At 69.0% G+C, this 26,628-nt stretch carries 23 protein-coding genes; 10 read left to right on the top strand and 13 right to left on the bottom strand.

What is annotated here, in order from left to right; genetic code table 11:
- Positions 1-33: 33 nt before the first annotated feature.
- Entirely contained in the window at positions 34-3,873 is a 3,840-nt protein-coding gene (locus ACZ6NZ_RS06560; RefSeq protein WP_465856390.1) for an SEFIR domain-containing protein, read from the bottom strand.
- A 73-nt stretch (positions 3,874-3,946) separates the two neighbouring features.
- A complete protein-coding gene (locus ACZ6NZ_RS06555; protein WP_465856388.1) occupies positions 3,947-5,368 on the bottom strand; it encodes a M48 family metalloprotease in 1,422 nt (473 codons plus the stop codon).
- A 45-nt stretch (positions 5,369-5,413) separates the two neighbouring features.
- Here ACZ6NZ_RS06555 and ACZ6NZ_RS06550 point away from each other — a divergent pair, with 45 nt between their 5' ends.
- Positions 5,414-6,232 carry a hypothetical protein gene (locus tag ACZ6NZ_RS06550; RefSeq protein WP_465856386.1) on the top strand — a complete coding sequence of 273 codons (819 nt, stop codon included), beginning with the start codon at positions 5,414-5,416 and terminating at the stop codon, positions 6,230-6,232.
- Positions 6,233-6,246: 14 nt separating this feature from the next.
- Here the strand turns inward: ACZ6NZ_RS06550 and ACZ6NZ_RS06545 are convergent, their stop codons facing one another.
- The gene (locus ACZ6NZ_RS06545; protein ID WP_465856384.1) at positions 6,247-7,158 is read right to left on the bottom strand and encodes a TIR domain-containing protein; all 912 of its coding nucleotides are present in this window, start codon (positions 7,156-7,158) and stop codon (positions 6,247-6,249) included.
- Positions 7,159-7,187: 29 nt separating this feature from the next.
- Between ACZ6NZ_RS06545 and ACZ6NZ_RS06540 the strand changes: the two genes are divergently transcribed.
- Positions 7,188-8,456: a M48 family metalloprotease gene (locus tag ACZ6NZ_RS06540; RefSeq protein WP_465856382.1), complete on the top strand. Its 1,269-nt coding sequence runs from the start codon at positions 7,188-7,190 to the stop codon at positions 8,454-8,456.
- Between the two features lie 314 nt (positions 8,457-8,770).
- Here the strand turns inward: ACZ6NZ_RS06540 and ACZ6NZ_RS06535 are convergent, their stop codons facing one another.
- On the bottom strand, positions 8,771-9,271 hold the full coding sequence (locus ACZ6NZ_RS06535; RefSeq protein ID WP_366608468.1) for an LURP-one-related/scramblase family protein: 501 nt from the start codon (positions 9,269-9,271) through the stop codon (positions 8,771-8,773).
- 87 nt (positions 9,272-9,358) lie between these two features.
- On the opposite strand from ACZ6NZ_RS06535, the gene ACZ6NZ_RS06530 reads away from it, so the two are divergent.
- Both ACZ6NZ_RS06530 and ACZ6NZ_RS06525 read left to right on the top strand, forming a co-directional pair.
- Positions 9,359-9,781, top strand: a complete 423-nt coding sequence (locus tag ACZ6NZ_RS06530; RefSeq protein WP_465856380.1) for a GNAT family N-acetyltransferase — start codon at positions 9,359-9,361, stop codon at positions 9,779-9,781.
- A 155-nt stretch (positions 9,782-9,936) separates the two neighbouring features.
- Positions 9,937-11,436: a serine/threonine-protein kinase gene (locus ACZ6NZ_RS06525; RefSeq protein ID WP_465856378.1), complete on the top strand. Its 1,500-nt coding sequence runs from the start codon at positions 9,937-9,939 to the stop codon at positions 11,434-11,436.
- Between the two features lie 78 nt (positions 11,437-11,514).
- Here the strand turns inward: ACZ6NZ_RS06525 and ACZ6NZ_RS06520 are convergent, their stop codons facing one another.
- A complete protein-coding gene (locus tag ACZ6NZ_RS06520; protein WP_465856376.1) occupies positions 11,515-11,940 on the bottom strand; it encodes an ATP-binding protein in 426 nt (141 codons plus the stop codon).
- Positions 11,941-12,128: 188 nt separating this feature from the next.
- Here ACZ6NZ_RS06520 and ACZ6NZ_RS06515 point away from each other — a divergent pair, with 188 nt between their 5' ends.
- Positions 12,129-12,494, top strand: coding sequence for an STAS domain-containing protein (locus ACZ6NZ_RS06515; RefSeq protein WP_465856374.1), 366 nt, complete (start codon positions 12,129-12,131; stop codon positions 12,492-12,494).
- Here ACZ6NZ_RS06515 and ACZ6NZ_RS06510 read toward each other — a convergent pair whose 3' ends face one another.
- The 5 genes from ACZ6NZ_RS06510 to ACZ6NZ_RS06490 all read right to left on the bottom strand — a co-directional run bounded on the left by ACZ6NZ_RS06510 (position 12,495) and on the right by ACZ6NZ_RS06490 (position 16,548).
- Entirely contained in the window at positions 12,495-13,730 is a 1,236-nt protein-coding gene (locus ACZ6NZ_RS06510; protein WP_465856372.1) for a PP2C family protein-serine/threonine phosphatase, read from the bottom strand.
- Positions 13,731-13,891: 161 nt separating this feature from the next.
- Positions 13,892-14,389 (bottom strand): hypothetical protein, encoded by a 498-nt coding sequence (locus ACZ6NZ_RS06505; protein WP_465856370.1) that lies wholly within the window; start codon positions 14,387-14,389, stop codon positions 13,892-13,894.
- Positions 14,389-14,907 (bottom strand): SigE family RNA polymerase sigma factor, encoded by a 519-nt coding sequence (locus ACZ6NZ_RS06500; protein ID WP_357203387.1) that lies wholly within the window; start codon positions 14,905-14,907, stop codon positions 14,389-14,391. Before ACZ6NZ_RS06500 ends, ACZ6NZ_RS06505 begins: the two co-directional genes overlap by 1 nt.
- A gap of 116 nt (positions 14,908-15,023) precedes the next feature.
- Complete coding sequence (locus tag ACZ6NZ_RS06495; protein ID WP_465856368.1) at positions 15,024-15,497, bottom strand: hypothetical protein; 474 nt, start codon at positions 15,495-15,497, stop codon at positions 15,024-15,026.
- Between the two features lie 352 nt (positions 15,498-15,849).
- Positions 15,850-16,548, bottom strand: a complete 699-nt coding sequence (locus ACZ6NZ_RS06490) for a hypothetical protein (RefSeq protein WP_465856366.1) — start codon at positions 16,546-16,548, stop codon at positions 15,850-15,852.
- Positions 16,549-16,722: 174 nt separating this feature from the next.
- On the opposite strand from ACZ6NZ_RS06490, the gene cspE reads away from it, so the two are divergent.
- Positions 16,723-16,926: a transcription antiterminator/RNA stability regulator CspE gene (gene cspE / locus ACZ6NZ_RS06485; protein ID WP_013283833.1), complete on the top strand. Its 204-nt coding sequence runs from the start codon at positions 16,723-16,725 to the stop codon at positions 16,924-16,926.
- Between the two features lie 151 nt (positions 16,927-17,077).
- Positions 17,078-18,121 (top strand): NAD(P)-dependent alcohol dehydrogenase, encoded by a 1,044-nt coding sequence (locus tag ACZ6NZ_RS06480; RefSeq protein ID WP_465857390.1) that lies wholly within the window; start codon positions 17,078-17,080, stop codon positions 18,119-18,121.
- Positions 18,122-18,251: 130 nt separating this feature from the next.
- Here ACZ6NZ_RS06480 and ACZ6NZ_RS06475 read toward each other — a convergent pair whose 3' ends face one another.
- The gene (locus ACZ6NZ_RS06475; RefSeq protein WP_465856364.1) at positions 18,252-19,481 is read right to left on the bottom strand and encodes a trypsin-like serine peptidase; all 1,230 of its coding nucleotides are present in this window, start codon (positions 19,479-19,481) and stop codon (positions 18,252-18,254) included.
- Positions 19,482-19,625: 144 nt separating this feature from the next.
- On the opposite strand from ACZ6NZ_RS06475, the gene ACZ6NZ_RS06470 reads away from it, so the two are divergent.
- Positions 19,626-22,742, top strand: a complete 3,117-nt coding sequence (locus ACZ6NZ_RS06470; protein ID WP_465856362.1) for a hypothetical protein — start codon at positions 19,626-19,628, stop codon at positions 22,740-22,742.
- A gap of 268 nt (positions 22,743-23,010) precedes the next feature.
- Here ACZ6NZ_RS06470 and ACZ6NZ_RS06465 read toward each other — a convergent pair whose 3' ends face one another.
- Together ACZ6NZ_RS06465 and ACZ6NZ_RS06460 are read right to left on the bottom strand one after the other, a co-directional pair.
- Complete coding sequence (locus tag ACZ6NZ_RS06465; protein WP_465856360.1) at positions 23,011-23,523, bottom strand: hypothetical protein; 513 nt, start codon at positions 23,521-23,523, stop codon at positions 23,011-23,013.
- On the bottom strand, positions 23,513-25,312 hold the full coding sequence (locus tag ACZ6NZ_RS06460) for a RyR domain-containing protein (RefSeq protein WP_465856358.1): 1,800 nt from the start codon (positions 25,310-25,312) through the stop codon (positions 23,513-23,515). The genes ACZ6NZ_RS06465 and ACZ6NZ_RS06460 overlap by 11 nt, the downstream gene beginning before the upstream one ends.
- A gap of 194 nt (positions 25,313-25,506) precedes the next feature.
- Here ACZ6NZ_RS06460 and ACZ6NZ_RS06455 point away from each other — a divergent pair, with 194 nt between their 5' ends.
- A complete protein-coding gene (locus ACZ6NZ_RS06455) occupies positions 25,507-25,992 on the top strand; it encodes an SRPBCC family protein (protein ID WP_465856356.1) in 486 nt (161 codons plus the stop codon).
- Positions 25,989-26,624, top strand: a complete 636-nt coding sequence (locus ACZ6NZ_RS06450; RefSeq protein ID WP_465856354.1) for an SRPBCC family protein — start codon at positions 25,989-25,991, stop codon at positions 26,622-26,624. Before ACZ6NZ_RS06455 ends, ACZ6NZ_RS06450 begins: the two co-directional genes overlap by 4 nt.
- The last annotated feature ends 4 nt before the right edge of the window (positions 26,625-26,628 follow it).

The raw sequence follows: 26,628 nt of genomic DNA, 5'->3' as shown, positions 1-26,628 counted from the left end.
TGGCGGCGGGTGTCATTCAGATGGGGTAGCTGCTCACATTCGGTACTTCCACACGGCTTCTTTCACCGCCTCGGCGGGAGACCACTTCATGATCTCGGCCAGCAGGGGTGAGTCCTTACCGGTCAGTTCGTGACGTACGACCACGTCGATCAGCATGACGAGGTTCGCCACCGGCCACCGGCGAGCCGCGTCGACCACGGCGACGAGCGTGAGGTGTTCGCGGTCGATGAGACAGCCGAGGGCCTCGCGGGCAAAGGCCGGGCCGTCGCTGGCCGTCGCCAGATCGGCGTCCCCTAACAATCGCAGCAGGCGTTCGGCACACCATGATCGGAAGCGGTGATCTGGGTGGCGCGCGCCGGTCTTTATCAAAGCCAGCAATCCCTTGAGAACGGCAGGGTCGCGCGACGCGGCGGGCAGGATGTCATCCACGACTTCGCACACTGCGGCGAGGGCCTCACCGCCGCGCCCCGCACCGTCGCGCAGGTAGGCGTGGGCGAGCTCCAGCAGGGACTCGGCCTTTGCCGGGCGGACGGGCCGATCCGACCGGTGCTGGCGGTGCGCGGCTTCCAGCCAGGCCACGACCACTTCGTCGATGTGTTCGTCGCGGCTCGCCCGTATGAGGACCGCGGTGACCTGGAGAATCCCCAGCCAGGACCACTCCCGCTCGCTCTTCGCGAAAGAGACCAGCCGGCGCGCGGTCAGCCACGGTTTGCGGGCGCGGGCGGCGATCAGCAGATGCGAGATCGCCTGCGCGGAGGTCAAACGCGACGGGTCCGCCGCCAGCTTGATTAGCTCGAAGCGCGCGTGCTCGTCGGTCTCGGCCATCTTGGCGACGAGCCGGGCGCGGAATGTTCCCGCCGCCGACTCAGACCCATTGACCTGCGTCAGCACGGCGTGCAAGGTGGCCGTCTCGGCACCGGTGAGCTCCCGCAGCAGATTCGCCATAACCCGCTGTGCCTGCGTTTCCGGCATGCTCAACAGGCGTGGCAGGGCGGCGTGCAGGCACTGCTCGTCGTCACGGACCAGCCGAAGATACGCATCGGTGGCGCCGCTGTCCCCGGCCTCGAAGGCTGGCCGCAACCAGTCGGCGATTTTGGTCCGCACTTCTGGCGGCTGTGCCGCGAACGTCTTCGACAAGCCGACCGCCCGTCCCCGGCCTCCCGGATCGGACGGCACATCGCGGGCCGTCAACGCGTCGGCCACGAAGGCGGCCGCTCCGCCCTTGACCACCTCCTGCAGGCAGATGAGTAGGCGCTCCGCGGTCCGGCTGGCCGAGCCGTCCAGTAGCGCGTTGACCAGAGAGGAGGCGAGCTCACTCTTCTGCATCGCCGCAAGGGCGACAGCCGCGGCTCGCAGCTTGCCCGAACGGGCGTTGCTCCCCTCGAGGAAACGCACTAGGTCGCCGTAGGTGGTCTCCTCGTCCTGAGCACGCCACGGTGCGACACGGGCGATGAAGCCCGCGGCTTGCTCCTTGAAGGTGTCGGCCCGATTGTGCAGCAGAAGCCGTCCGCAGAGGTCTCGTTGCGCCTCGGCAGGCGTCCCTGGCACCTCGTGCAGACGGACGACCGACATCGCGGCGTTGGCGCCGGCCTTCGCAACCAATGCGCCCGCGGCGGCGAGCGCCGGCGGAGGAAGCCGGATGGCATGGGCGACAAGAGGGTCGAGCAGGTGACTAATCAAGTCATCGGCCAAGCGGCGTGCTTCGGTGGACTCCCTCTGCAGGACGGCGATGAACGACAGTAGGACGACGGTCTCGTCGGGCATGGGCACCGGGCTGCGGGCGATAAGTTTTCCCGCCTGCCGGAAAGCGCCGGCGGCATCAGCGCGGCTGGTCTCCACCGCCCGAGCCAAGGCACGCAGAGCCTCGCCGAGTGCCTCGTCGGGCACAGAGAGGGTCGCCTCGCAGAGATAGTCGACTGAGGCCGGGTTGTCCGCCAACTCCAGCAGCAGGCCCGGTCGCCATTCGCTGGCGGCACCGAGCACCGCCGCGCGGTACGCGGGGAGTTGCCGCAGGTCTAGCTGGGCCAGCAGTTTCCTGGCACCCGCACCGTCCGCTATGGCTATTAGATGTCGCACGATCTGCCACGCCCACAACCGGCGATCCGGGTTCTCCTTCATTTCCCGGAGCAGGGCTTCAAGCGCATTGCCACCATGATCACGCAGGTAGATGGCGATGCTGTATTCGGTGATGATCTGGTGTAGCAGGCCCACTCGGCCGCCGTCGAGGCTCTTGGGCACGATGAAGCCCTCGCTGCACAGGTCCTCGTAAGCTCTGTCGTCGTTGGGCTCGGCGATCAGGTCGAACTGGGGGACGTCGAGTGTCAGCAGGTCTCCGGAGGACTCCCAGAGCAGGCCCGCCATCAGCTGCCAGATCCGGTGTTTGCCGCGCAGGAGCGCCTTGTCCTCCGGATACTTTCGGCTTCGACTAACCCGTTCCTCGCAGTACGCCACGCACAGCCGAGCGGTCGTGAGATCGGGCGGCACCGTACCGGTAGGCGCAAAGAGCTGACACAGCATGACCAGAAGGAGAGGGTTCGCCACGATTTCCGCCAGCCGCTTCTCCCCGGCGGCGAGATGGTTTACCTGCCGGGCGAACGGCTTTCGCCCTCCGGGTGGGTCGATGCCCTTCTGCTGAAGGAAGGCGATCGTCAGCTCAGTCACCTGGTCGGGCGTTAGATTGGGGACGTCCACCGGCGCGCTGACGTACGGGGCGATAGGACCCAACTGCCGGTCGGTCTTCAGCAAGACGTTGTGGTCGTGCAGCCGGCAGGTGTAGATGATGTCAGCGCCGGCCAGGTGGACCCGGAGCATCACCTCAACCAGAGCCGAGCGGGTGGCCCAGTCGAGGACACAGTCGAGTGTGTCCAAGATGAGCGTCACCTGCCGGTCCTGCGCCCGAATCGCCGCGATCACTGCGGTTAGCGGCGAATCGACCGCGAGTACGCGACCGAACGCCAGATCAAAGTCATCGGCGTCTCGAGGGGTACCCCATGTCAGTTCACAGGCCACGATCAGCACGGCCGGGTCATGCCGGTCGGCGAGGGCAGCGGCGATCTGGCCGACGACGACGGTCTTGCCTGCACCCGGCACACCGCGTACCGGCACGATGCGCGCCTCGCTGCGGCCGTCGGGGCCGAGGGCGGCCAGCACGTCCGCCACGACGTCCGCGCGCTTGATGTCGTAAGCCACCTCCTCAGCCTCGAGACGCGATCGCAGACGAGCCGAGGCGGTAAGCGCGCGCTGGGCCACCGAGGTGGCATCGGACCCCTCGGAGCGCTCGGGCACGGGCGGATCCGGCTGATAGACCGAGGGCTCAGAGCTCAGGTGCGGCGCCGGACCCAAGGGCGGCCGCTCCGCCATCGGCTGCCGGAACAGGTGACGCAGTAGGTTTCCTGTGCCCTCGATGGTGAGGGCGTCAATAAGGTAATGGTCCGCCATAAACGGCTGCACGAATATGGGGAGGTCAGCGACCGCCGATCCGGGCAGCACGACGGGCAGGACACGCTCCGGCCAGACATCCGGATGGCCATGGTACAGCTCCTTGAGAATGTTCAACTCTGAGCGCAACCCCCGGCGCTCGTGGGCCGGAAAGTCCCCGTCTCCGATCCGCCGGCACAGGGGCGAGGCGATCAGCAGGACGAAATCGGCTTCGGAAATCTGCCGGGTAGCCCAGTCCTGCCAAAACCGGCGCTTGCCCTCGTACCAGACGTCCATGTGCACATCGACGCCATGGGCGACGAGGAACTCGGCGAAACCGCGGACGTTGAGTTTGTGCCCTGGCGTGTCGTGGGCATAGCAGACGAAGACGCGGGGAGCCCGGCTCGCACATCCGCTAGGGGAACCGTATGGCGAGCCCTCCTCTGTGTCTGACACGCGACCATGATGACCCACCAAGAGGAGGCTCGGCGAGCACCGCGCAGACGCGCAGGCGATGATGACCTCTCCGCTACGGGATCGTCGGCTTCCGATCGGAGATCGTCGCCGCAATGGCGGTGAGGGCGAGTGCCGCGACTGCCCAACTGGGGAAGCGTTCAGTATCGCCACCCACGCCGCTGCGGACGGCGTCCAGGTGAGCGGTCAGAGCGGTCGATGCGGCCAGCCGGCTGACCACCTCGCTGCCGGTTGCCGCTGCTCGCATGATCTCGCGTGCTGCTTCGCAGGCGAGGACCTCGGCGACGAGTTCACCGATCTCGGCTCCGAGCACGGCGCCCTTACCCCAGCCGGACCAGCGGCCGAGAGCTTCCAGGGCTTCAGAGGGGGTAGGAATCAGCCGGTGCCCGAGGGTTGCCACCTGGCTCCAGTCGTAGAAGCTCCACAGCCTCCGGTCGAGCCGGTCGCCCAAGCCACTGTGGACAGCTGAGGCGTCGGTGAGCCGAGGTGTCGAGTCCAGATCCGTGAGTGCCATAATCATCTCACCGCCAGCCGACTGCAGTTCGTGAAGGTTGTCGAACCAGCGGGCGAGCCGCTGCGACACGATGGTCTGCCAGCGTGCCGCAGCAGGTGGGTGGCTCGTGGGCTGAACGACAAACATTGACAGCTCGTACAACTCCAGCAGGGCGAGAAATAGCCGTACCGCAGTCAGTCGCAGCGTGATGATCCGGTCGTCGCCTTCACCTGCGGACAAAATGTCGTCGAACTGCATGGTGATCGCGAGCAGGTCCGCCGCCGCTTCATCCTGCACCCGACGACCCAGCAGTCGGTTCGCTCCCCCCACGACGCCGAGCGGGGCGCGGTCGTCATCGAAGTGCCGCAGCACAATGTGGGCCGCTTCGTGCGCGACGACGAAGATGTCGATCTCGCTGACAAGGGCTCCGGCCAGCGCCAGTTCGTCGCCGGTGAGGACCAGCGAAGGATTGACGCCGGCCCGGCCCCCGCCGGAAATTCGCGAGATGGCCAGCCGGACCGTCTGCGCAGCGACCGTAGGGTCAACCGGGTCTGCCGGAGGCGGATATCCCAGCAACGGTGTACGTCGACTGACGACATACACCTGCGCGATGAGCCAGGTCAAGTTGCCGAGTCCGTGGTCCATCATGATCAGGTACGACGTGTCAGGGAAGGCGAGGGTTGCGGCGGACACCTCCCCTCCGCTGGTGGCGCCCAGGACGAGCGAATCGGAGATCAGCGCGAGACGGGTGGACACCTGGTCGTCCTGCACCCGCCGCCGGAGCATCGCCCAGGCTCGTCGGAGGCCGGCGGCGTTCGTGCCGTCCTCGGCGAGCGCCTCGGCGGCGGCCTGGAACTGGGCCGCGATGTCGAGATTGGACTGGTCGTTAAGGTGAAGGGCCTGCGCGTGCTCGATCGACGCCGCGACGACGTCCGGGGTCGCGCGCTGCACGAGCAGGTCGTAGCGGCGCTGCGCCTCCAGCATCGCCCCAGCCTATAAACTTGGACGACCACGTGCCAGGGAGGGCCATTGCCGCAGCTTGACGACCTGGTCCAGCATTGTGAGACGTTCTCGGATGACGAGCTCCTGACCGCGCTCGGGTCCGCGCTCGACGGCGCGGGGCTCAATGTCTCGCCGATTGACCCGGGACGGCTGCGCCGGTTCGCCCGGCGGTGGCTCGACGCCAAGGCCGAGAGCCTGTGGCAACAGGTCCGACAGACCGAAATGTACGAGATTTGGGCCGATACCGCAGGTTCTGAGCAGGTCATCGAGGCCAGCACCGTCGCCGCCGCGCTGCAATACGACGGCATGCCGGAGGACATCGCGGCGCCGGTCGCGGTCGCGATGCAACGCCAACAGTCTGCGAAGACCGAGGCGTACGACGTAGCGGTGTCCTGCACGGAGCAGCAGTCAGACTACGTCCGGCTCGTCGTATCGGCCGCCCGGGCATTCGAGCTGCGGGTCTTCTTCGACAAGGACATGACGTACGAATGGTGGGGCAAGAACTTCATCGCCGAGGGTCGTCGCGTGTATGGCCAGAGTGCGCTGTATTTCGTGCCGTTCATCTCGACGGAGTACATGGCCGAGATCCGGCCGCGCGACGCCTTCGAAGCTGCGATATCCGCAGCCTTCGAGCGCGGTGACGACTATATTCTTCCGGTTCTCGTCGGAGACGTCAGCGTGCCGAAAGAGTTGCTCAACCCAGCGATCGGTTATCTGCGTGCCGAGGAGCACTCTCCAGCCGAGATCGCGGCGGCGTTGTTGACGAAGGTGACGGCGTCGAGGGGCCGTGCCGTGCGTGACATCGGAGTCATCGTCAGCGGTTTGCGTAGCGATCGCATGGCGTGATGCCGGCTGACTATTCAGCGCACCTGCTGCTCGATGTAGTTCATGATTTTTTCCCATAGCGCCGCTACGAGCTGGTCGATCGTCAGTACTTGCTCTGTGCCGACCGTGCTGAAGTCAGCGAACTTCAGCACCGCCGACGGATCCTCCGAGTTCCATACGACCGACACCCAGCCGTTCATACGTTGGCGATCGTTCGTCGGCCAGGCGAAACTCGTCAACAGTCGGTGCGGGCCGCCGAAGACGTTGTCACCGTCGAACCAGAGGCTCAGGCCGCACACAGGTTTGCTGCCGTGCTCGACCCGGACATCGACACCGGCGGCGTCCCGCACGACGAGACAGGTGAATCCGTACGGTTCGAGGGCTGGCGCCGCCGCCTGCTGGAACCGCGTGCCGACGGTTTCCAACGCCACCTCAAGTATTCCCCTCACATCGAAGGCCTTGGGTGCCACCCGAGGCGGCCTGAACGACCCGACCGTCGGCGACGCCACCGGCGGCTGGGCTCGGCCGATCCTGGTGACCATCTTGTCCGCGAGCTCGGCAGGCGTGTGATCTTCAGCCCGGAGGAAGCCAACCGCCGGATTCAGCAGCTTGGGTGGCACGCTGACGTCGCCGACGACGACCGGAAGGATGTACACGTCGGTGCGGTGGAGACCCTGCTCGACAGCAGTGGCGAACTCGTCCATCGGGTACGGCTTGGCCAGATACTCCTGCGAGATGAACGGTACGACGAAGCGCGGCTGCGTACCGCCGTACATCTGGCGGAATTCGAAGATGAGGTTGCGACCCCAGAAGTTGATCGTTGTGTCGGCGTCGTAGAAGACCCTGAGGCCGCGGCCTTCGCACTCGCGGACGAACGCTTCGACGTAGTCGCGTTGCTCGCCAGCGAAGGAGACGGCCACGTCGTAGATGTACCCTGAATCGGCCACGATCGTGATTGTAGGAGCCCAGTCAGAAGGTGTCGGCCAACGAGGAGTCAGAGGCGCTTCGATACTGGCGCGCCTGGGTGCGATTCTCGCCGGGCGAGGATGCGGCCCGCCGTGGCACCGAGTATCTGACGGCCCGGATCGCCGAAGGCTGGGTATTCCGGCCGGAGGAGGCCGACTTGGTCGGCGACACAGCCGGATACGCCGAGTTTGGGCTGGCCGATTCGTTGCGCCGGTTCTGGCCGCGGCTGCTCGAGTTGGTGGCTGGGAACGAGCCCATGGCGCAGCGGATGGCAGAGCTGAGCGACCAGGTACAGATCGTGGAGCTTGACCTAGATGGGTTCGCAGCCGGAGTCCGGCACTTCACCGACTGCAGCTGTCTCATACAGTTCGACACCGGACTGCTTCTGACGGTCTTCGAGCTCGTGCAGCTGTTCGTCGCGGTGTCGATGCCGGACACGACCGCGTCGGCAGCGCAGTCCGAGCGTGAGGCGGCCGCAATTCTCGAACTTCTGCTGGCCGAGTATCGGCTGCTGCGGCGGCATGCGACGCCCAAGGGGACGCTGCCGACGCCCACCCAGGGTGCGGCCACGGGTGAGCTCACCCAAGCAGCCAACGTGTTTGTCCTCGCCCACGAGGTCAGCCACCTGCTGTTGGGCCATGGCGATGACCGCGACTATAACCAGCGGCAGCGGGACGAGATTAGCTCCGACGTGCTCGCCCTGCGAATCGTGACCGGGGCGTACGCCACCGGCCCCCCCATCAGCAGGTCTCAGGCGTACGGCCGGCTGCTCGGCGCCCGTCTGCTGTTCTCCTGCATCGAGCTCGTCGAGGGGGCCACCTTCGTCACCGCCAGCCGTACCCATCCGCCGGCGGCCTACCGTTGGGAGGTGGTCCGGATGGCCGCCGAGCACATCTTCGGCCCACTCGTTCCGAACGGTGTCGACGAGCTGTGGCGGCCGATGGATCGGCTACTCACGGCAGACGAGGTTCCGTTGGGCGAGTTGCGGCAGACGCTGGAGTCGATGAGGGCCCGCCAACGGTTCATCGGTGCGGCCGCCGACGTCGCCTCGGCAGTCCGCCTCATCAAGTTGTACCGGCTGACAAACGCGAGTGCCGACGATCCCGCAGTACGAGCCGAGGGAGCTGCATTGGCGGTAGCCGCGCGAGTCAAGGCCGCCGATCGCTCCGCAATCTCGTGGAGCGGGCTTCTCGATCTCCAGCTCCGCCGCCACGGATCGCCCGTCGACGAGTGCGCCGTCGTTGTAGCAGAGGCTGCGCGGATTTTGATGGGCCGTTGACCGGTCAGGAGGGGCCTCGCCAGCAACTCCTCCACGTCTCGGGACTCAGGCGGCCAACCGAGACCGTGGTCGGCACGACAGACGCGCAGTTCTCGATGCGGGCGGGGACTGCGTCGATGCCGCTGCGCGGTGTCCTGTCCGACCCCTTGTACGGCAGGGCCGCACCCGCCGCTGGTGATCCGCCACGCATCTGTCCCGGACACGATGGCGCGGAAGCCGGTCAGCACCCCACGGATATCCGATGAGTGTCAGCGAAGCAGTCATAACTCCCGGCCACGAGCCCGACCCCGCGCACCGCAATGGCCGCCCAGAGGTCAGTCCTCGTCGGCCTTCTTCTTCTTGTCACGGGTCATGGCCAGGTCGAGCGCGAGGACGCTACCGATGATGAGCAGGGGGTCCACGCCGGCGGTGACCTGCACGGCGTAGGTGTCCCGGATCGTCAGCCACCGCTTGGAGACCGAGGCCACCTCGGTGCCGTCGCGTTCGATCACGTACTCGTGATCGAGCAGGTCACCCTTCATCTCCAGGTCATCGGGCCCCGGCACGTCGATGGTGAACTTGTCACGGAACGGCGTGAGCAGCTTCTTGCGGACCTCGGCGGCCTTCTCGCCGCCGATACGGATCTCGTACGTGGGACGCAGCGCCACCAGGTGCCGGTGCAGCGTGGCGACCTCACGGCCGGTGGCGTCCTCGATGACGACCTTGTCGCGGACGCTGAGCACCTTGCCGTCGACGTGGAAGACCTTGGTGCCGTGCTCGTCGAGCACGTCGAAGTCGTCGCCGATCGAGAAGAACCGCTCCTTGATGACAAACATGAGTCGATTGTCCCCCACCGCACACCGATCTGCTGGTCGGGCCGACTGGGGGCACCGCCAGGGATCGGCTCGCCTAGACTCCCCTGGGTGATCGTGCGGAGGGCCAGCGCGGCAGACGTGGCGGCGCTCGCGGAACTACGCGGCATCGACGAGGGCAGACTCAGTGCGTACACCGGCTGGGTGGCCTCCCACCGGGACACACATCTGCCGTTCGTCGCCGAGATCGACGGACACGTCGTCGGCGTCGCCTGGCTCCACGTCGCAGAACGAGTACCCAGCAACGACTCGCTGGATCGCCGGTACGGCGACATCCAGTCGGTCGAGGTCCGCGAGGAGTACCGCAACCGCGGCATCGGTGGTGCTCTGGTGACCGCGATCCTGACCGAGGCCCGTGCGCGAGGGTTGCTGCACGTGACCGTCCACTCCAGCCGCCGCGCTGTCGATTTCTACCTGCGCAACGGCCTCAGTCACCACCGCGAGATCCTGCTCTGGGAGCCGACCGCTTCCTGAGGCGCCGGGCCAGCCCGCCTGGCCATCGGAGCGCGCCCGGATGATCGGACAGCCCGTGGCCCCAAGCGACGGGACCCTGCGCGTGGCCGCCTCTGACCAGCATGGATCCAGGTCGCCCTGCCGCCGACAGTCCACTCTGGCAAGCTGTCCCAGTGATGGTCGGTGATCTGCTGGACGGCAGGTATCAGGTCGAGAGCCGTCTCGGCGCTGGCGGCATGTCGGTCGTCTGGCGGGCGTGGGACCGCGTCCTCGAACGCGGGGTGGCGGTCAAGGTCCTGGCCGGCGCGCAGGCCGCCGCCCGAGGGGCGCGGCAACGCGTCCAGGCAGAGGCCAGGGCCGCAGCGGGCCTCTGGCACCCGCACGTGACGAGTGTGTACGACTACGGCGAGCACACCGACGCGGCCGGCCGTCAGGTCTCGTACGTGGTGATGGAACTGCTGCCCGGCGAGGCCCTGTCCGAGCGACTGGCCGCCGGTCCGCTGCCGCCGGCCGCCGCGATGCGGGCGTGCGCGCAGGTCGCCGAAGCGCTCGCCGCCGCGCACGAACGCAAGCTGGTGCACCGGGACATCAAGCCGTCCAACGTGATGTTGACGCCGGCCGGTGTGAAGGTGGTCGATTTCGGCATCGCCACCACTGTCGGTCGGCCGGAGCTGGAGGCGGACGGACAGCTGTTGGGCACCGCGGCCTACCTCGCGCCCGAACGGCTCGCCGGTGGCACCGTCCTGCCCGCTTCCGACGTCTACGCGCTCGGGCTGTTGCTGTACCGAACGCTGACCAATGCGCTGCCCTGGTCGGCGGAGACCCCCACGCAGATGTTGACCGCCCACGTGTACGTCGATCCGGCACCGCTGCCGGATGTCGAGGGAGTGTCACCGGAGGTTCACCGCCTGCTCGACCGTTGCCTCGCCCGGGAGCCGGCGGATCGACCGGACGCCGCGGAGGTGGCCGCGGCCCTGCACGGTTTCGCCGATGACGCCGAGCGCCGGGTGAAGCAGGCGGCGCAGTCGGCGTCCGTTCCGCCCGTGTCGGCCCCGCCTACCGCCGGCCCCTCTTCCGGTCGGCGTCGCCGCATCCCGAACGCGGTGTTGATCCCCGTTCTCCTGGCGACGGCAGGGACGGTTGCGCTTCTGCTCCCCCAGTTCGTACCTGTCGACGGCGGATCGGGCGGGATCGCCACACGTGAGGGTGCCGCCCCGCCCGATGCTGCCCTCGATGTGTCTGCCACCGAGACACCTGCTGCCCGGCGGACGCCCGCGGAGCCGGCACCGGTATCTCGACCGAGCCGCACGGTGGCCGCTCCGGCTGGGCCGGTCGAGGCGAGCGCCAGCGCCGACTCATCGGCCCGTCCTGGCCCTACGACGTCACCCAGTGCCGAGCAGTCGACGGTCCCGACCAGTGCCGCGCCGCCGCCGACCTCCCCTAGGCCAGGCACAGCCCTGCGGGCAGTCGGTGGTGTGGTGACGGTGCTCTGCACCGGCGATCAGGCTCGCGTCGTGGACGTCGCTCCTGCCGCCGGCTACCGCCTCAAGGACTACCACCCCGGGCCGGCCAAGGAGATCCAGGTGGTGCTGCTGTCCCCGGGCAACCGGAGCGAGATCAAGGCACGCTGTGACCACGGCACGCTGGTGCCGAAGATCAAGGAGAGCCGTCAGTGAACTGATGACCCGCCCTGTGGCCGTCGTATCGCACCGACCGACTGGTGACGGACGCGGGGCCGGGCGGGGCATTTCCGGTCATCGGGTCGTCTGGGGCCCCGCGTCGGCGAGGTGTTTGGTCATGCGGAGCAGCACCTGATCCGGTGGCCCGGCGACGAAGGCCGCCGTGTCGGCGAGTGCGGCGATCAAGGGCAGCCCGCGGCCGCCGACGGTGAGCGGGTCGGGGAGGCCGACGTCGAGACGACCAGCGCCGTTGGGGCTGCTGCCGCGGTTGCCGACCTCGAGCAGGCACACCTGATCATCGATATCGATGGTGATGTCGACGGTGCTGTCGCGGTCGGCGTGCATCACCGCGTTGGCGCACGCCTCGGTGATCAGCACGGCGAGGTGACCACGAGACTCCTCGGTGGCCTCGGTGAGGCTCAGCAGGGTCACCAGCGTGTGGCGGGCACGGGTCACCGAGGTCGGCTGCCGCGGCAGTGACAGCGTCATGGTCACGCGCATCGCGAAGTTCCTCCTCGGCCCGTACGCAACCGCGCCGGGCTGAAGCGGAACGCACCGGTTGTTGTCAGCCTTACCCGAGCTTGCTGAGCTGAAACGATCAGGATCTCGGCTCGACGTACGACGGCCGGCGATGCTTCGCCCGCCGGCAGAATAGAGTATGCGGGGATCATCGGCGTGGGGAGCGTGTCGTGGACTTGCTGTTGTCGGACCGGCCGGGCCGGGATTGCACCGTGCTCGAGGTGCGCGGCGAGCTGGACATGGCGACGTCTCCGCGGTTGCGAGAGGCTCTGCAACGGTTGGTCGACGCCGGCGAACAGCAGGTGGTGGTGGATCTGGCCGGGGTGGGCTTCCTGGATTCCAGCGCACTGGGTGCGCTGGTGGTGATGTTCAAGGCGATGCGGGAGGCCGACGGCCGGTTGTGCCTCGCCGCGGTGCAGCCCGCCGTGCGCAACGTGCTGACGGTCACATCAGTGGATCGGGTCATCGACGTGTATGACAGCGTGCAGGCCGCTGAAGCGAGCGTGCCGTCCGCGGATGACGCGACGGGCCGGTAGTCATTCAGTTAGCGCGGCGCTGGCACGCGCCTGGTCGGCGCCGGCGCTGCTCCGCCGCTCCTCGCTGTGCCCGCCGTGCCAGTCCAGGATGAACAGCGTGGCATCGTCGGCCAGGGTCGGCCCGCTGACCTCCAGTGCGGCGTCGGCCAGGGCCCGGACAGCCTCACGCGGGTGCAGGTCAGCAATCGACCGCAGCATGTTCGGCAGATCCAGTTTGGCGGCGTTACGCTCCCGCATCCCATCGGTGAGCACCACCAGACGGTCGCCGGGTCGCAGCGCGATCTCGCCATCGCGGTAACCGGCCCCGGCGAACATACCCAGCGGAAAGTTGGCCGGTAGCGGCAGCGTCCGGACGTCCCCTTCGCGCACCAGCATCGGCGGCACGTGCCCGGCGTTGAGCAGCGCGCACACCCCGGTACGCAGGTCGAGACGGCCGAGGATCGCGGTGATGTAACTGCCCGGCACGGCGGCGTGTTCGGCCACGTCGGCATCCGCGGCGTCAGCCTGTGCCACCAGACCAGCCGCGCCGCGGCGGCGGCTGTTGCGCAGGCTGCCCACGCCCAGGGTGGCGGTCAGCGCGCTGGCCACCCCGTGGCCCATCGCGTCGGTGACGCTGAAATGCAGCACGTCGCGGGCGAGGCTGTAATCGAAGGTGTCCCCGCCGACGCTGGCGGCGGGCTCCAGCCAGCCGGACAGGGTGAACGCACTGCTCTCACAGGTGAACGAGGCGGGCAGCAGACGGCGCTGGATCTCGCCGGACAGGGTGAACGGGGTCGTGCGTTGCCCCCACTCGAACAGGTCGGTGTACCGCCGGTTGGCGATCACCACGAACCCCAACACGTGCGCCGTGCGGGCGATCTCCCGCAGAGTCGCCGGAGCGGGCTCGTCCGGCAGGATCATCTCGAGCAGACCGATAGCCTCACCACGGTCGGTCACCGGCGCCAGCACCGTCCATCCGTCCGGCTGCGCGAAAACCTGCGCCGTCTGGCTGCGCAACGCCTGCTCGGCGGGGCCGCCATCGAACGGCAGCACGGTGGCGACCTCGTCACCGTCCCGGCGGCCGTCACCGGCGCCGTCGAGCGGCACATGGGCCAACCGGACCAGCGCCCGACCGCTGAGGTCCGCGATCAGGAATGCCACGCTGCGCGCCCCCAGCGCCGCACCGAGTTCCCGGGTGACCGCCTCGACCGCCTCGACCGGTGAGGCGTTCTCCGCCGCGTCCAACATCTGCGTCATGATCCGTCCTCGACTGCTCTGCACTGACAGAGCCTACGAGACCTGCCGGCCATCGCCGAGCACAAGGACCGTCACCGACGCGCTGCCACCCCGCCGACCACTCGGGCGCACAGGTGGCCGGGGCCGCCCGTCCTCAGCGCGACAATTTCCCAGACCGGCGGTCAGGACGTGCAGAACGACGCCGGCACGGTCAGGCCGAGATCCGTGCAGTCCCATCCGGTGCCCTGGTCGTGGAATCGCCAGCCCGTGCCGGCCGTGTAATGGAACAGGTAGATGACGCCGCTGGCGTCCGGACGCTGCACGTCGGCCGCCGCCCAGGTCTCGACACAGTCGACTGCCCTGGGACCGAAGGACCAGCCCGTTGGCAGCTCGACCAGGGTCCCGAGCGTCTGCGTCGACGGGCAGGTCAGATCGCGGGGTCCGTCACCGGTACGGGTGGATCCGGGTGGCGCCGGTGGGTCGGGCCGGTGGCGGGTGGCGAAGGCGACCGTGCCGCCGACGGCGAACACCAGCGTCGCCGCCGCCGCGCCGGTGCTGAGCGCTGCCCGCCGTTGTGACTGCCGCGACCTGCGCAGGGTGCGCTCGTACATGTCGGCCGTGCCGCCGTGCTCGCTCAGATCGGACATGGCCTGACGCAGGGGCCCGAGGTTGTCGGTCATCAGGCCTCCTCCATCACGGCCGACAGCAGCTCAGGCGCTATCTCCCGCATGCGGGCCAGGGCCTTGCTGGTCTGGCTCTTGATCGTGCCGACTGAGCATTGCAGCAGATCCGCGGTCTCGGCCTCGCTGCGGTCCTCGAAGAACCGCGCCACCAACACGGCCCGTTGCCGCTGGGTGAGTTGGGCGAGGGCCTGGTGCAGAGCAAGCTTGAGATCGGTACGGCGAGCATGATCGCTGCCGGGCTGGACCACGTCGGCCAGTTCGCCGGGCAGGGACTCGGCCACCTTGCGGCGCCGCCACCAGCTCACATGCTGGTGGTACATGGCTGTGCGGGTGTACGCCTCGAAGTGACCGGGATCGTTGAGCCGGCGCCGGCCCCGGTGCGTACGGGCCAGCGCGTCCTGCACCAGGTCCTCGGCGAGGTGCCGGTCGCCGGTCAGCAGGAACGCCGTCCGCAGCAACGCCGGCGAGCGGGTCCGCACGAACTCACAGAAAAGATCGTCTACGGAGTGCGCCATGCCGCGCTCGTCTCCCCACGTACCCAGCGTCCCTGAGGCGGCGTCGATGCGGCCGATTGCCAGTGGCGCACACCCTAACCCGGTGTGCGCCACAGCCAACGATCGCGGTCGACCCATCAGGAGATGCAGAACGGCGCCGGCTCGGTGAGGCCGAGGTCCTTGCAGTCGTATCCGCTGCCCTCGCCGTAGTACTTCCAGCCCGTACCGGCCACGAAGTGGAACAGGTAGACGCCGTCGCCGGCCTTCGGGCCCTGCGGATCAGCTCCCGCCCAGTCCTTGACGCACTCGACACCGCCGAACGTCCAGCCCTTCGGCAGCTCGACGAGGGCCTCCAGAGTCTTCGCCGATGGGCAGGTGGCATTCGTGGCCGCGCTGGTCGCCGGTTTGGTCGTCGTCACCGGCTCCGAGATGCAGAACGGAGCCGGCTCGCTGAGGCCGAGATCCTTGCAGTCCCACCCGCTGCCCTGGTCGTAGTACCTCCAGCCCGTACCGGTCGCGTAGCGGAACAGGTAGACGCCGTCGCCGGCGGTCGGGCCCTGCGGGTCGGCCGCCGCCCAGTCCTTGACGCAGTTCACCGTCGCGAGAGACAAGCCCTTCGGCAGCTCGACCAGCGTCTGGAGGGTCGCAGCCGAGGGACAGTCGGTGGCCGCGGCGGGCGATGCGCTGGGGGCGCCGGTGCCCGCAGCAGCCGACGCCGGCGCCGATGCGGTTGGGCTGGGAGCAGATGCCGGCGCGGAGCCACAGGCCGTCTGTGCAAGGAGGACGGCGACAACGGGCAGCAGCAGAAGAGGACGTGCAGACATATCCGGGCCCCTATGGATCGTGGCGATCATCGCTTACATCCGGGTACATGCGATCCACCGTCCGCAGGTTGCCGTCAACCAAGAAGATTCTCGAAATCTCTTGGCGACCCCGCGCTCAACGCCGCCTGGCCCGCCGTCGTCAGTGCTCGGTGATGAGTGCGGGAAACCAGCTGACGTCCTCGGGGGTGCCGTCATGAGTGCCATGGTTGGTGTTGGCCATGTCGACGACTCGTTGTGCGTCGTCGAGGGTGGTCAGCAGCGCGGCATCCCCCGTCCGGATGCCGAGCTTGTCGCGTGCCTGGGTATCCAGCCGGTAGCAGAGCCAGCTGTGGAAGCGGCCGGTGTCAAAGCCGAGTACCTCGAATCCGAGAGACCTGCCGGGTGGAGCGGCCGCAGGTTGCGCAAGGTTCATCCGGATTGGATGCGGAAGGTCGCCGATCCACATCTCCATCATGGCCGCCAGCTCAGTGGCCACCGTGGCCGTCACGCTCATGCTGAGCACATGAGCGCTGCGGGAGCCCGAAGGCCGGTGCCTGACGGCATCAGCTGCCTGTTGGAAGGATTGATACCACGGCTCGATCAGAGGCTGTAGCCACCGCTCGATGCCCCGCTCCGCCGGGAAGAGATCGGCGAGGCAGTCGCTGACAGTGGGGACGGCGCGAGGCAGGTCGGCGGTCCAGTCCTGTTCGGCGGGACTCCAGGGGAAGCCGGCCACGAACCCGGCCAGCATGTAGCTCTCGGTGCGCGTCACCTGCTCATCATCGAACGGGGCCGAAGTCTGGCGCAGAGTATTGTTCGCTGGGCCGCCACCTACCCCTACGGGATCGACCACGATCATCTGCTACGGTACTCACGTTGCAGTTTTGATTTCCGTAGACGTTTTTCAGCGCCTGATGGGTCATCTGGACCCACCCAGGCGCTTTTCGTTTTCGTGTCGTTTCGACGCGGGTGATCAACGCGGCGGCGTAAGGGTCCGCACAGTGCGGTCTCTAACAGCCTGCGAGGAGCAGACATGACTACAGGTACCGTGAAGTGGTTCAACGCCGACAAGGGCTTCGGCTTCATCAGCCCGGACGACGGTGGCGCGGACGTCTTCGCCCACTTCTCCGCGATCTCGGCGAGCGGCTTCCGCAGCCTCGACGAGAATCAGAAGGTGGAGTTCGACATCACCCAGGGCCAGAAGGGCCCGCAGGCGGAGAACATCCGCCCGCTCTGATCCACACTCTGCGAACGGCGGCCCGACTGATTCAGCGGGCCGCCGTTCGGCGTTTCATGCGTCCACCACGGCGTCTCGCCATGGCCCGAGGGACGGCAAGGTACGTCTGCGCGATCCGCCAGGAGTCAACATCACGTCACCGGAGGACACCATCTTCACCGTCAACGCCATCGCCGCGCCGTCCGCCACCGAACCTCTCGTGCGTACCACGATCGAACGGCGGGACCTGGGCCCGCACGATGTTCTGATCGAGATCCGCTACGCCGGCATCTGCCACTCTGACATCCACACCGTGCGCGGCGACTGGGGCAGTGTTCCCTACCCGCTCACCGTCGGCCACGAAATCGTCGGCCGGATCACCGAGGTCGGCGCCGACGTCACCCGCCACGCGGTGGGCGACCGTGCCGGTGTCGGCTGCATGGTCAACTCGTGTCGCGAGTGCGAGAACTGCCGCACCGGAAACGAGCAGTACTGCCTCAAGGGCAACACCCAGACGTACGCGGGCGTCGACCGCGACGGCACCGTGACCCAGGGCGGCTACTCGACCCACATCGTCGTGAACGAGGACTTCGTGCTGCGGGTGCCGGAGACCATCCCGTACGAGGCGGCCGCGCCGATGCTGTGCGCGGGCATCACCACGTACTCTCCGCTGGCGCACTGGAATGCCGGTCCCGGGAGGAAGGTCGCGGTGGTGGGGCTGGGCGGTCTGGGCCACCTGGCTGTCAAGATCGCCGCAGCGATGGGGGCCGAGGTGACGGTGCTGTCCCAGACGCTGGGCAAGAAGGACGACGGCCTGCGCTTCGGAGCCGAGCACTACTACGCCACCAAGGACCCGGCGACGTTCGAGGTGCTCAAGAACAGCTTCGACCTGATCATCAACACGGTCAGCGCACCGATCGACATGGCCAGCTACCTCGGTCTGCTGCGCCTGGACGGCACGCTGGTCAGCGTGGGTGCCCCGCCGGAGCCGCTGCCGGTGCCCGTCTTCGCGTTGTTCGGCAATCGACGGTCGTTCGCCGGCTCCAGCATCGGCAGCATCGCCGAGACGCAGGAGATGCTGGACTTCTGCGCCGAGCGCGGCATCGCTGCCGAGGTCGAGGTCATCGGTGCCGAGGCGGTCAACGACGCGTACGAGCGGGTGCTCACCTCCGACGTGCGGTACCGGTTCGTCATCGACATCGACACCCTGCGCTGAGCTTCTCCGCGATCGCCAGGGTCCGCCGAACGGGCGGGCTCTGGCGCGCGGCCGGGCCGGAGTGCGCGGGGGCCGGTGGTGAGCCGTCGGGCCGCCGAGGCGCAGGGGCGCGCGTCGGCGGCCCTCCGTCTCAGCCGTTGGCGATCAGGCTGGCGATCTCGTTGTAGATCAGGTGCGCCTTGGCACCCTGGTTGGACGGGCAACCGCCCAGGTGGTGCAGGGCGATCACGCGGTGGCTGGCGTTCAGCACGGGCGAACCCGAGTTGCCGCCGGAGGTGTCACAGCTGTAGCTGATGTTCCAGGTGTTGTAGTTCGCGTTCCGGACGGCGCAGGTCGTGCCGTTCTGGGTGTCCTCGTAGATCGACAGCCGCTTCGCGGTGCCGTCGCCGTGCCCGGGGATGTAGATCCGGGTGCCGTTGCTGGTGGCGGTCGTCGCCAGGTACAGCGTGCCGAATCCCTGGATGGCGGCGAAGTTGTTGACCGAGAACAGGGCGTAGTCCAACTGGCTGGAGCCGCCGCTGCTCACCCGGTAGAGGGTGGCGCCGCTGACCTTGGTGCCGGCACCGGGGTTCGCGCCGCCACAGGTGGCGCACTGGTAGTTGAACTGCATCTCGCTGCCGCTCACGGCCGCCTGGGTCGAGAAGCAGTGCTTGTTCGTCAGCATCCGGTTGGTGCTGCCGATCCGCCAGGTGGTGCACAGGCCACCGCCGCTGATCAGCAGCCGTGCCACCGCCCCGCCGCGGGCGTACTCGGTGGGGTGGCTGTTCTGGTAGCAGACCACGTCCCGGCGGGCGTCGGTGCTGCACACCGACTGGGTGGAGAAGTTGTGCGCGGCGATCTCCGTGCGGTCGTACCCGCGCCAGAACCGGTCGATGGTTGCGGCGCTGCCCCGTGCGGGGCGGCTGCTGTGCAGTGTCACGACGGCGGTGTCACCCTCCACCGACATCGCCCAGAAACCCGGCTGTCCGTCGGTGGTGTAGTCCGAACCGGTCGCCCGGCTCAGGTGACGGTCGTACCGGTAGCTCTCCTTGCCGTCGCGGCTCGACACGGTGACGTAGTCGCCGTCGGCCAGTCGCAGTGAGCTGAAGTGCACCTTGACGTAGGTGGCACCGGGGTGCTGGATGATCTGTGTCCCCCCGCTGGGGGCGTAGGACAGAGAGCTGTCGACGGTGCGGAGTTCACCGATCGTCGTCACACCCTCTGCCGAGAACTGGTTCGATTCCGGCGCCCGCTCGGATCGTGGCGCGAGGGGGGCGACCGAGTACGCCTCGGCGGCGGGCACCGACAGGAGGCTCAGCCCCAGTGTGCAGGCAGCGAGCACGACCGCCGCCGATCGCAGGCGGCGCAGGGCATGTTTCATCTGTCGCTCCTTCTCAGGAATCAGCACCGAGACGTGCCTTCGGCCTTCATACCTGAGTTCACCCCGGACATGTAATCCCGTCTATGTCATAACTGTCAGCCGTGCCGGCCTGACGGAGCCCGGTGCGGCCACTAGCATGCGAGCGTGGCTCATGTTGCCCAGGTCCGCAGGCCGTACCCCCTGCTCGTCGCCGCCGTGGTCCTGCTGGCGCTCGGCGCGGCCACGGCCTGGGGAGTTGGCGACACGCTCGGGCTGAGCCACTCCCCCGCCGCCGTGCCGCACGAGGACGCTGTCGCCGCACCGGCACGAACGCCCGCACCGGTCCCGCCGTTGGCGTCCCTCGTGGTGCCCGACGAGCCACGCGTCCGCAAGGCCGCAGCTGCCGTCGCCGACGCGGTCGGCTTCCGCGGCCTGCCCCGGCCGGCGCTCGTGTCAGCCACGTCGAGCCCGGCCAGGTCCGCGACGGTCGCGCCGAACACCGGCACGGCGCTGGACCTGTCAGCGGTGCGGACGCTGCGGGCGGGCATGCTGGCCGCCCTCGGCGGGACGCCCGAGTCGTACAAGCTCGACGTGCACGGCGCCGAACTGACCGTCCAGGGCGGCGACGTCGCGGGTGTGGCGGCCGGGATGTACCGGCTGGCCGACCGGATCCGATCCGGTGCCGAAGCGCTCCCCGCGTCGGACGCGGGTCGGGTGGTCAGCCCCCGGCTCGGCCTGCGGCTGACCGACGCGGGCTCAGTCGGACGCGAGCCCGACCCGACCGTCTTCGCCACCGGCGACGACTACAGCCTGAACACGGACGTGGTCGGGTCGGCGGTGCTGCCGGGCGCGCCGTGGGTGGACGCCGGCGCGGTGGCCCGCATCGACACGCAGTTCCGGCAGTTCGTCGATCACTCGGCGGCGCAGGGATTCAACGGCATCGTCGTACCCGGCTTCCTGGAGTACGTCACGTTCGCGAAGGTCGGCGACGGGCGCGCCGTCTACCCGCCCGGCGACCCACACGTCGACCGGGCTCGGGCGATGGTCGCGGCCTTCGGCCCCGTATTCCGGTACGCCGAGGACATGGGGATGCGGGTCTTCCTGCTGACCGACATGCTCGCGGTGTCGCCCCCGCTGGAGGCCTACCTGACGCGGACAGTCGGCGGCCTCGACGTGGCCGACCCTCGGCTGTGGTCGGTCTACCAGGCCGGCCTGGCCGAGCTGTTCGAGAACATGCCGTTCGTCGACGGCCTGATGGTCCGCGTCGGCGAGGGCGGCGAGGTGTACGCCGGGACCGGCTGGGACTACTCGTCACGGCTCGCGGTCACCACGGAAGCGTCGGTGCGGGCGATGCTGCGAGCCCTGCTGGACACCGCGGGCCCAGCTGGCAAGGAGATCATCTTCCGGACCTGGACGGTGGGCGTCGGCGCCGTCGGCGACCTGCACACCAACCCGGCGTCGTACGCGCAGGTGCTCGGCGGGCTCGACGATCCGCACCTGATCGTGTCCACCAAGTACACCCTCGGCGACTTCTACAGCCACCTACCGCTGAACACCACACTGCTGGGCGGTCGGCACCGCCGCATGGTGGAGTTCCAGGCCCGGCGCGAGTTCGAGGCGTTCGGGTCGCTGCCCAACGATCTTGGCCCGCTGCACAGCCAGGCGCTGCGCGCCTTCCTCGCGGCCAACCCGAACGTCGAGGGTGTCTGGAACTGGACCCAGGACGGCGGGCCGTTGCGCGCCGGACCCATGTCGCTGTACCTGCGCGCCGGGTTCTGGCAGCTCTACGACCTCAACACGTACGCCGTCGGCCGACTCGCCTGGGACCCGTCCGCCGACCCGGCGCGGGTCACGGCCGACTGGGCGTACCACACGTTCTCCGGCGACCCGGACACCGTCGCCGCGATCGGGCAGGCCATGGCGCTGTCCCGGCAGGCGGTCACCAAGGGCCTCTACATCGGCCCGTACGCCGACCGGTCGGTGCGGGCACTCGGGCTGGAACCGCCGCCCATGATGTGGATCTTCGAGTGGGACATCCCGACCGGTGACTCCGCCGCCCTGGACAGCATCTACGCGGTGACCGGCGCTCGCGTCGACGAGGCGATCGAGGAGGGCACGCAGGCCGTCGCGCTGGCCCGGCGCATGCGCGATCTGGTCGCCGCCACCGAGCCGGCGACCTGGCGGGACGCCGACCTGCACGGCCGCTTCACCGCGACTCTCGACTACCAGGTCAACCTGTTCGAGACGCTGAGCGCATACCGGACCATGGTCCTGCGGCACGCGCAGTGGCTGGACACGGGTGCCCCGGCCGCCCGCCACGAGTGGCGGGCGGCCGCAGCGGCGTACCACGACGCGCGCGACGCGCACCGGCAGCGCTACGCCGCCGACCTGGACCTGCCCGCGTACAACTTCACCGCCGCCGACCTCGGGGCGCAGCGTGCCGACCGGGACCCCGCGATGGCCTGGGCGGCCCGAGCGCTGCTCGGGTCGATCCTGCTGGTGGTGCTGCTCGGCCTGTACGGGCGCGGGTTCGGCGGGGCCGCCGCGCGCGGGCTGCTGCTCGGCGCGCTCCGGCCGTGGCGGGTCGCCGCGCTGCCGACGCCCACGACGCGGGCGGACCGGGTATTGGTGTGGCTGGTCCCGGCCCTGGTGCTGGTGGCGAGCCGGCTCGCACTGACCTGGTTCGCCGCGCCGGCGCACCTGCTGGTCACCCTCGGCGGGTGGGCGCTGTTCGCCCTCGTCGTACGCCTCGTCGTCGGCCGGCGGGATCCGTTCCACCTGTGGGCCGTGGTCGGCGGCGTCGCACTGCTGCGCAGCGTGCTCCTGCTGGCGGCGCTCGCCGGACGGGGACCGGGCGGCTACTGGTTCGCCTTCTGGACCGCGCCGGGTCTGCGCGCGGCGTATATCACCGTCGCGTTCGCGGCGTTCTGCTGGCTGTTCGTGGCCGTCGCCGTGGTCCTGCGCGACCGCTACGACCTACGCCGCCGAAGCGCCGTCGGGCTGACCCTCACCGCTGCGGGTGTGCCCCTCGGCGTGCTGTCCGCCCTGGTCTCGGTCGTGGGCCTGGAACGCGCGCTGACGGTGTGGAACGACCAGCTCGCGCTGCTGCCCTGGGGCCTGTCCCGCATCCTCGGCATCACCGTCCACCTCGGGATCCCCGCCCAACTCCCCGCATACACCGCCGCCGCCGGAATCGCCCTGGCCGCGGCCGGCCTGCTCCTGTCCGTCGGCCGACACCGGCACGGCGACCGTGGCCGCCGACCGTCGGCGTTCACGGACTGAGCTATGCCGGCTCGCGCACGCCACCGGCGTTTCCGCCGTCGTCCGGCATCGGTTCGACCGGGGCCGCTGGCAACTCGTCCGGTGTGTCAGGCAGAAGGACCCCCGGGTCGTCAGGCCCCGGTTCGCGCGGGTCGATGGGCGGATACTGGTCAGGGTCGAGATCGGGTCCAGTCATCACGTGAGTATCCGTCGCCTTGCGCGCTGCCGCTCGTCGGGCGTGCGAGCTTCGCGGCCTTCCCTCACCTCCGGCCCTGGTGGGAACGGCCCGTCAGCGCTCGACGGGGGTTCGGTGGGCGCCGACGGGCCAGAGGATCGTGGTCGGGACGCCGTGGTGCCGCGCCCAGTCGATGGTCCGGTCCGTCGACGCGGGGTGACGGCCAGGTTCGCCGTCCCACACTGCCACGAGTCGCTGCACCCGTCGGACCAGCTCCCGGTTGGCGACCACGTAGGCGGCGGTGTCCGAGTGATCGCGACCGGTGTGGACGACCGCTGCCGCCCGATCGAGCAGCTCGTCGAAGGCCAGCCGATTCTCCGGCCTGATCACCGCGACCCGGTAGTCGCGGGCTGGCAGGATCACCTCGTAGGTGCCGCCCAGATCGAGGATCGTCCGGGCGAACACCTGGTCCGCGCCGGCCGCCAGGCACGTCACGCCGTGCACGGGTCGGTCGCTGATCCGGCCCAACTCGACGCGGAGCGCGTCGGCGACGAGCAGCTCGGTGTCCCGGGTCAGGTTGATGTGCCCGGTCACGCCGACGCGGACCGGGCCGAGGTCAGTCGGCATCCCTCGGCTCTCTGCGCTGCGCCGGCACCGGGGGTGCCAGCCGGATCAACTCGAACCCGCTGTCGGACAGCACATCGGGCAGTGCCCGGATCCCCTCACGATTCTGCTCCCGCACGTCGGACGGCAGCTCCTCCCACGGCCGCAGGCCAGGATGCCGCCGCTGGACGTCATCACGCGGGTCGCCGTACGTCCAGCCGTCCCCGCGCCGTTCCCGGCACCAGCGGTCGTGCTCCAGGCGAGCGAGTTCCTCGATCCGGTCGTCGATGGCCTGCCCGGCGGCCGAGGCGTCCCCGGTGCCGCCGTGGCGGGGGGCCACGACGCAACCGAGGTCCAACAGTTTGGCCGCGATGTCCTGCACGTGGGCCCGGTTGGCCCGCCGCAGCGACTCGGGCAGTCGGGCCCAGTCCACCATCGCCGGGGCAGCGCCGAGTCGTACCCCGGCGCGCTGCTGAGCCTGGACGTACCGCTCGTGGATCAGCCGGGCCAGCCGCTCGGTGAGGTCCTCGGCGATCAGCCGGGCGTCGCAGGCGTGGGTGAGCACCGGATAGAGGCGCAGCGTGCCGCGCACCTCGTCGAGCAGGTCGTGACGGGAGTCGCCGTGGAAGGCCGCAGCGAGCGCCGCCTGCCGGTAGACCGGCACGAAAACGGCACTTCCGGCGCCCTGCCACAGGGCGGGCGTGTCCAGCACGAACCGCAGGCCGCTGATCTCGTCCGGTGCGCAGACGTAGATGCGGTCGTAGCGTTCGCGGCCGAGACCGACGACACCGTCGAGATCCAGGTCGTACGCGGTCAACCGGCATGCGGTGGCCAGGAACGGGTACCGCGACGACGCCAGAGCGATCTCCGTCCCGGCATCGGGTGCCACGACGTCCACCCGCAGGGGTGGCACGGCGTGGCCCCCGGGGGTGTCGGCCCGGGATGCGCGCCAGTGCCGGGCGGTCTCCACCAGGAGAGCCCGACGGAACGCGCCGGTGCCCGCGATGAGGATCCTGGTCGGTCGGTCTCCCCCGCTGGGCAACGGATGGTGCCGATTCAGCGCGCGCGCGGCGACGTCGTCGACGTGGAAGTAGTCCAGCCGCAGCCGGCTGGACCCGGCGGCACCGAGTCGTCGTGCCTGCAGGGACAGACACATCTCCGAATCGTGCACCAGGACGTAGACCCGCGGTGGATGCCGTCGGTCCTGGATGAGCCGGTTGGCGGTGTTGGCGATCGCGTGGTTGCGGTCGTCGTCCTCGCTGCAGGCGTAGATGGTGTGGGCTCGGGGCAGGCCGGCGCCGCGCAACACCTCGGGGCTGGTCGGGTCGCCGACCACGCCGAGGTACCGGCGCCACCGGTACTCCAGCGGCCCGAACGGTTCCGAGCGCACCACCACCACCCGTTCGCCGTCGGCGAAGAGTCGGTCGGCGAGCATGCGGGCGAACTGGGAGTCCCCGCAGACCAGGACGTGACCACGTGCCCGTCGGGCGCGCAGGCGACGACTCTCGGCGGCCAGCAGCAGCCGGCTGGCCTCGGCGACGGCGAGGAGCGTGAACAGCGGGGCGGCGAACCGGGCGACCTGCAACTGCCACGGGTAGGGGCCGGCGTCCTGGAACGGTTCGGCGCCGAAGACGAAGAGTTGCAGGTCGTAGTAGAGCAGGTCGTACGGATCGTGGGCGACGTCCGGTCGGGCCCGGAGCAGGCGTTCGAAGCCGATGTAGCCGAGGACCAGAGCGGCTAACCCGATCAGTCCGAAGAGGACTCGCAGACTCCAGCCGGTCGAGCGGGACGAGCCGGCGGCCGGATCCGTCATGAGCTCATGGTATTTGACGAGGTCGATCGGACCGTCGCTCGACGCGCACGCGCCCGCACCCACCGCTAACTAGGTGATTCTTGCCGATGTGGGAGGGCTTCCCGTCTTGACACGATCGCTGCTACCGGGTGTGGATCCAGCGGCTCACTCATGCCCGGCGAACCGATCGTCAGTGACCGCGGAAGGGCTTCATGATGAGGAACATCACGGACGACGACGAGGCTGGCATTGACGTGTCAGCGCCGGTGGTCAGCCGTCACAGCGTCACGGTGACCGCCTCGGCGGACACCGTCTGGCGGATCCTCACGGACATTGACGCATGGACGGCCTGGTTGCCGGAGATCCCGTACGCGCGAGTGGAAACACCCGGTCCGCTGGCGCCGGGCTCCGTGTTCCGCTGGTCCGCGGCGGGCATGGAGATCGAGTCGACGATCGTTCAGATACGACCGCAGGAACGCCTCGTGTGGCGGGGATACGGTGACGGGCCGGACGGCGTTCTCGGTGTTCACGTCTGGGCGCTCGCTCCGGCCGGCAACGGGGTGGAGGTGTCGACCGAGGAGTCCTTCGCCGGCCCGCCCGTCGATGCCGACCCTGCGCAGTTCCAAGGGGGCCTCGACACGACCCTCGCCGGGTGGCTGGATCGGCTCAAGCGCACCGCCGAGGCGGTGACCGCCTCATGAAGGACCGTATGGTTGCCATCGCGACGGCGGTGGTCGTTGCCGGCGTCATGGGCGCCGCGGGTGCACCGGCTCGGGCCGAGGCCCGGCACGGTGGCGGCTCCGACCGCGCGGCTGTGCGGTGTGCGGGAAAGACCGTCGACACCGCGGCGAAGATCCGCTACCGGACGGAGACGACGATCGACGCCCCGCTACGCACCGTCTGGAGGATCCAGACCGATGTCGAAGGCTGGCCGTCATGGCAGAAGCCGGTCCTCTCCAGCAAGCGGCTCGATCGTGGTCCACTGCGTCCCGGTGCGTCGTTCCGATGGACGACGCCGGTGCCCGAGACCGCGTTGAACCCCGCCACGACCCTCGTCGTCACGTCCACCGTCCGGCAGCTCCAGCACCAGAGGTGCCTTCGGTGGGACGGCCCGGCGATCGGTGCCGGGCTGCGCATCGACGAGGGCGTGCACGTGTGGACGTTCACCGAGGTCGACGGCGGGGTTCTCGTGCGTACCGAGGAGACGTGGCGCGGTGAGCAGGTGGAGCAGGACGCGGAATTCTCCACCGTGGCTCTCGGCGAGGGTCTGAAGACATGGTTGACGGAGCTGAAGACCCGGGCCGAACGGGAGTGTGAGCGGGCCCGCCGCTGACGCG

It is taken from the genome of Micromonospora sp. NPDC047756, assembly GCF_055587245.1.
Note: the sequence above shows the minus strand (reverse complement) of the source record. Positions and strands in the feature narration are given on the sequence as shown.

What these genes read in the sequence shown, in the direction of transcription:
- ACZ6NZ_RS06555 (WP_465856388.1), bottom strand. Translation starts at nt 5,368, where the DNA reads ATGCTGGAGGCGCAGCGCCGCTACGACCTGCTCGTGCAGCGCGCGACC.
- ACZ6NZ_RS06535 (WP_366608468.1), bottom strand. Translation starts at nt 9,271, where the DNA reads ATGTTTGTCATCAAGGAGCGGTTCTTCTCGATCGGCGACGACTTCGAC.
- ACZ6NZ_RS06525 (WP_465856378.1), top strand. Translation starts at nt 9,937, where the DNA reads ATGGTCGGTGATCTGCTGGACGGCAGGTATCAGGTCGAGAGCCGTCTC.
- ACZ6NZ_RS06520 (WP_465856376.1), bottom strand. Translation starts at nt 11,940, where the DNA reads ATGCGCGTGACCATGACGCTGTCACTGCCGCGGCAGCCGACCTCGGTG.
- ACZ6NZ_RS06510 (WP_465856372.1), bottom strand. Translation starts at nt 13,730, where the DNA reads ATGACGCAGATGTTGGACGCGGCGGAGAACGCCTCACCGGTCGAGGCG.
- ACZ6NZ_RS06505 (WP_465856370.1), bottom strand. Translation starts at nt 14,389, where the DNA reads ATGACCGACAACCTCGGGCCCCTGCGTCAGGCCATGTCCGATCTGAGC.
- ACZ6NZ_RS06500 (WP_357203387.1), bottom strand. Translation starts at nt 14,907, where the DNA reads ATGGCGCACTCCGTAGACGATCTTTTCTGTGAGTTCGTGCGGACCCGC.
- ACZ6NZ_RS06490 (WP_465856366.1), bottom strand. Translation starts at nt 16,548, where the DNA reads ATGATCGTGGTCGATCCCGTAGGGGTAGGTGGCGGCCCAGCGAACAAT.
- cspE (WP_013283833.1), top strand. Translation starts at nt 16,723, where the DNA reads ATGACTACAGGTACCGTGAAGTGGTTCAACGCCGACAAGGGCTTCGGC.
- ACZ6NZ_RS06475 (WP_465856364.1), bottom strand. Translation starts at nt 19,481, where the DNA reads ATGAAACATGCCCTGCGCCGCCTGCGATCGGCGGCGGTCGTGCTCGCT.
- ACZ6NZ_RS06465 (WP_465856360.1), bottom strand. Translation starts at nt 23,523, where the DNA reads ATGCCGACTGACCTCGGCCCGGTCCGCGTCGGCGTGACCGGGCACATC.
- ACZ6NZ_RS06460 (WP_465856358.1), bottom strand. Translation starts at nt 25,312, where the DNA reads ATGACGGATCCGGCCGCCGGCTCGTCCCGCTCGACCGGCTGGAGTCTG.
- ACZ6NZ_RS06455 (WP_465856356.1), top strand. Translation starts at nt 25,507, where the DNA reads ATGAGGAACATCACGGACGACGACGAGGCTGGCATTGACGTGTCAGCG.
- ACZ6NZ_RS06450 (WP_465856354.1), top strand. Translation starts at nt 25,989, where the DNA reads ATGAAGGACCGTATGGTTGCCATCGCGACGGCGGTGGTCGTTGCCGGC.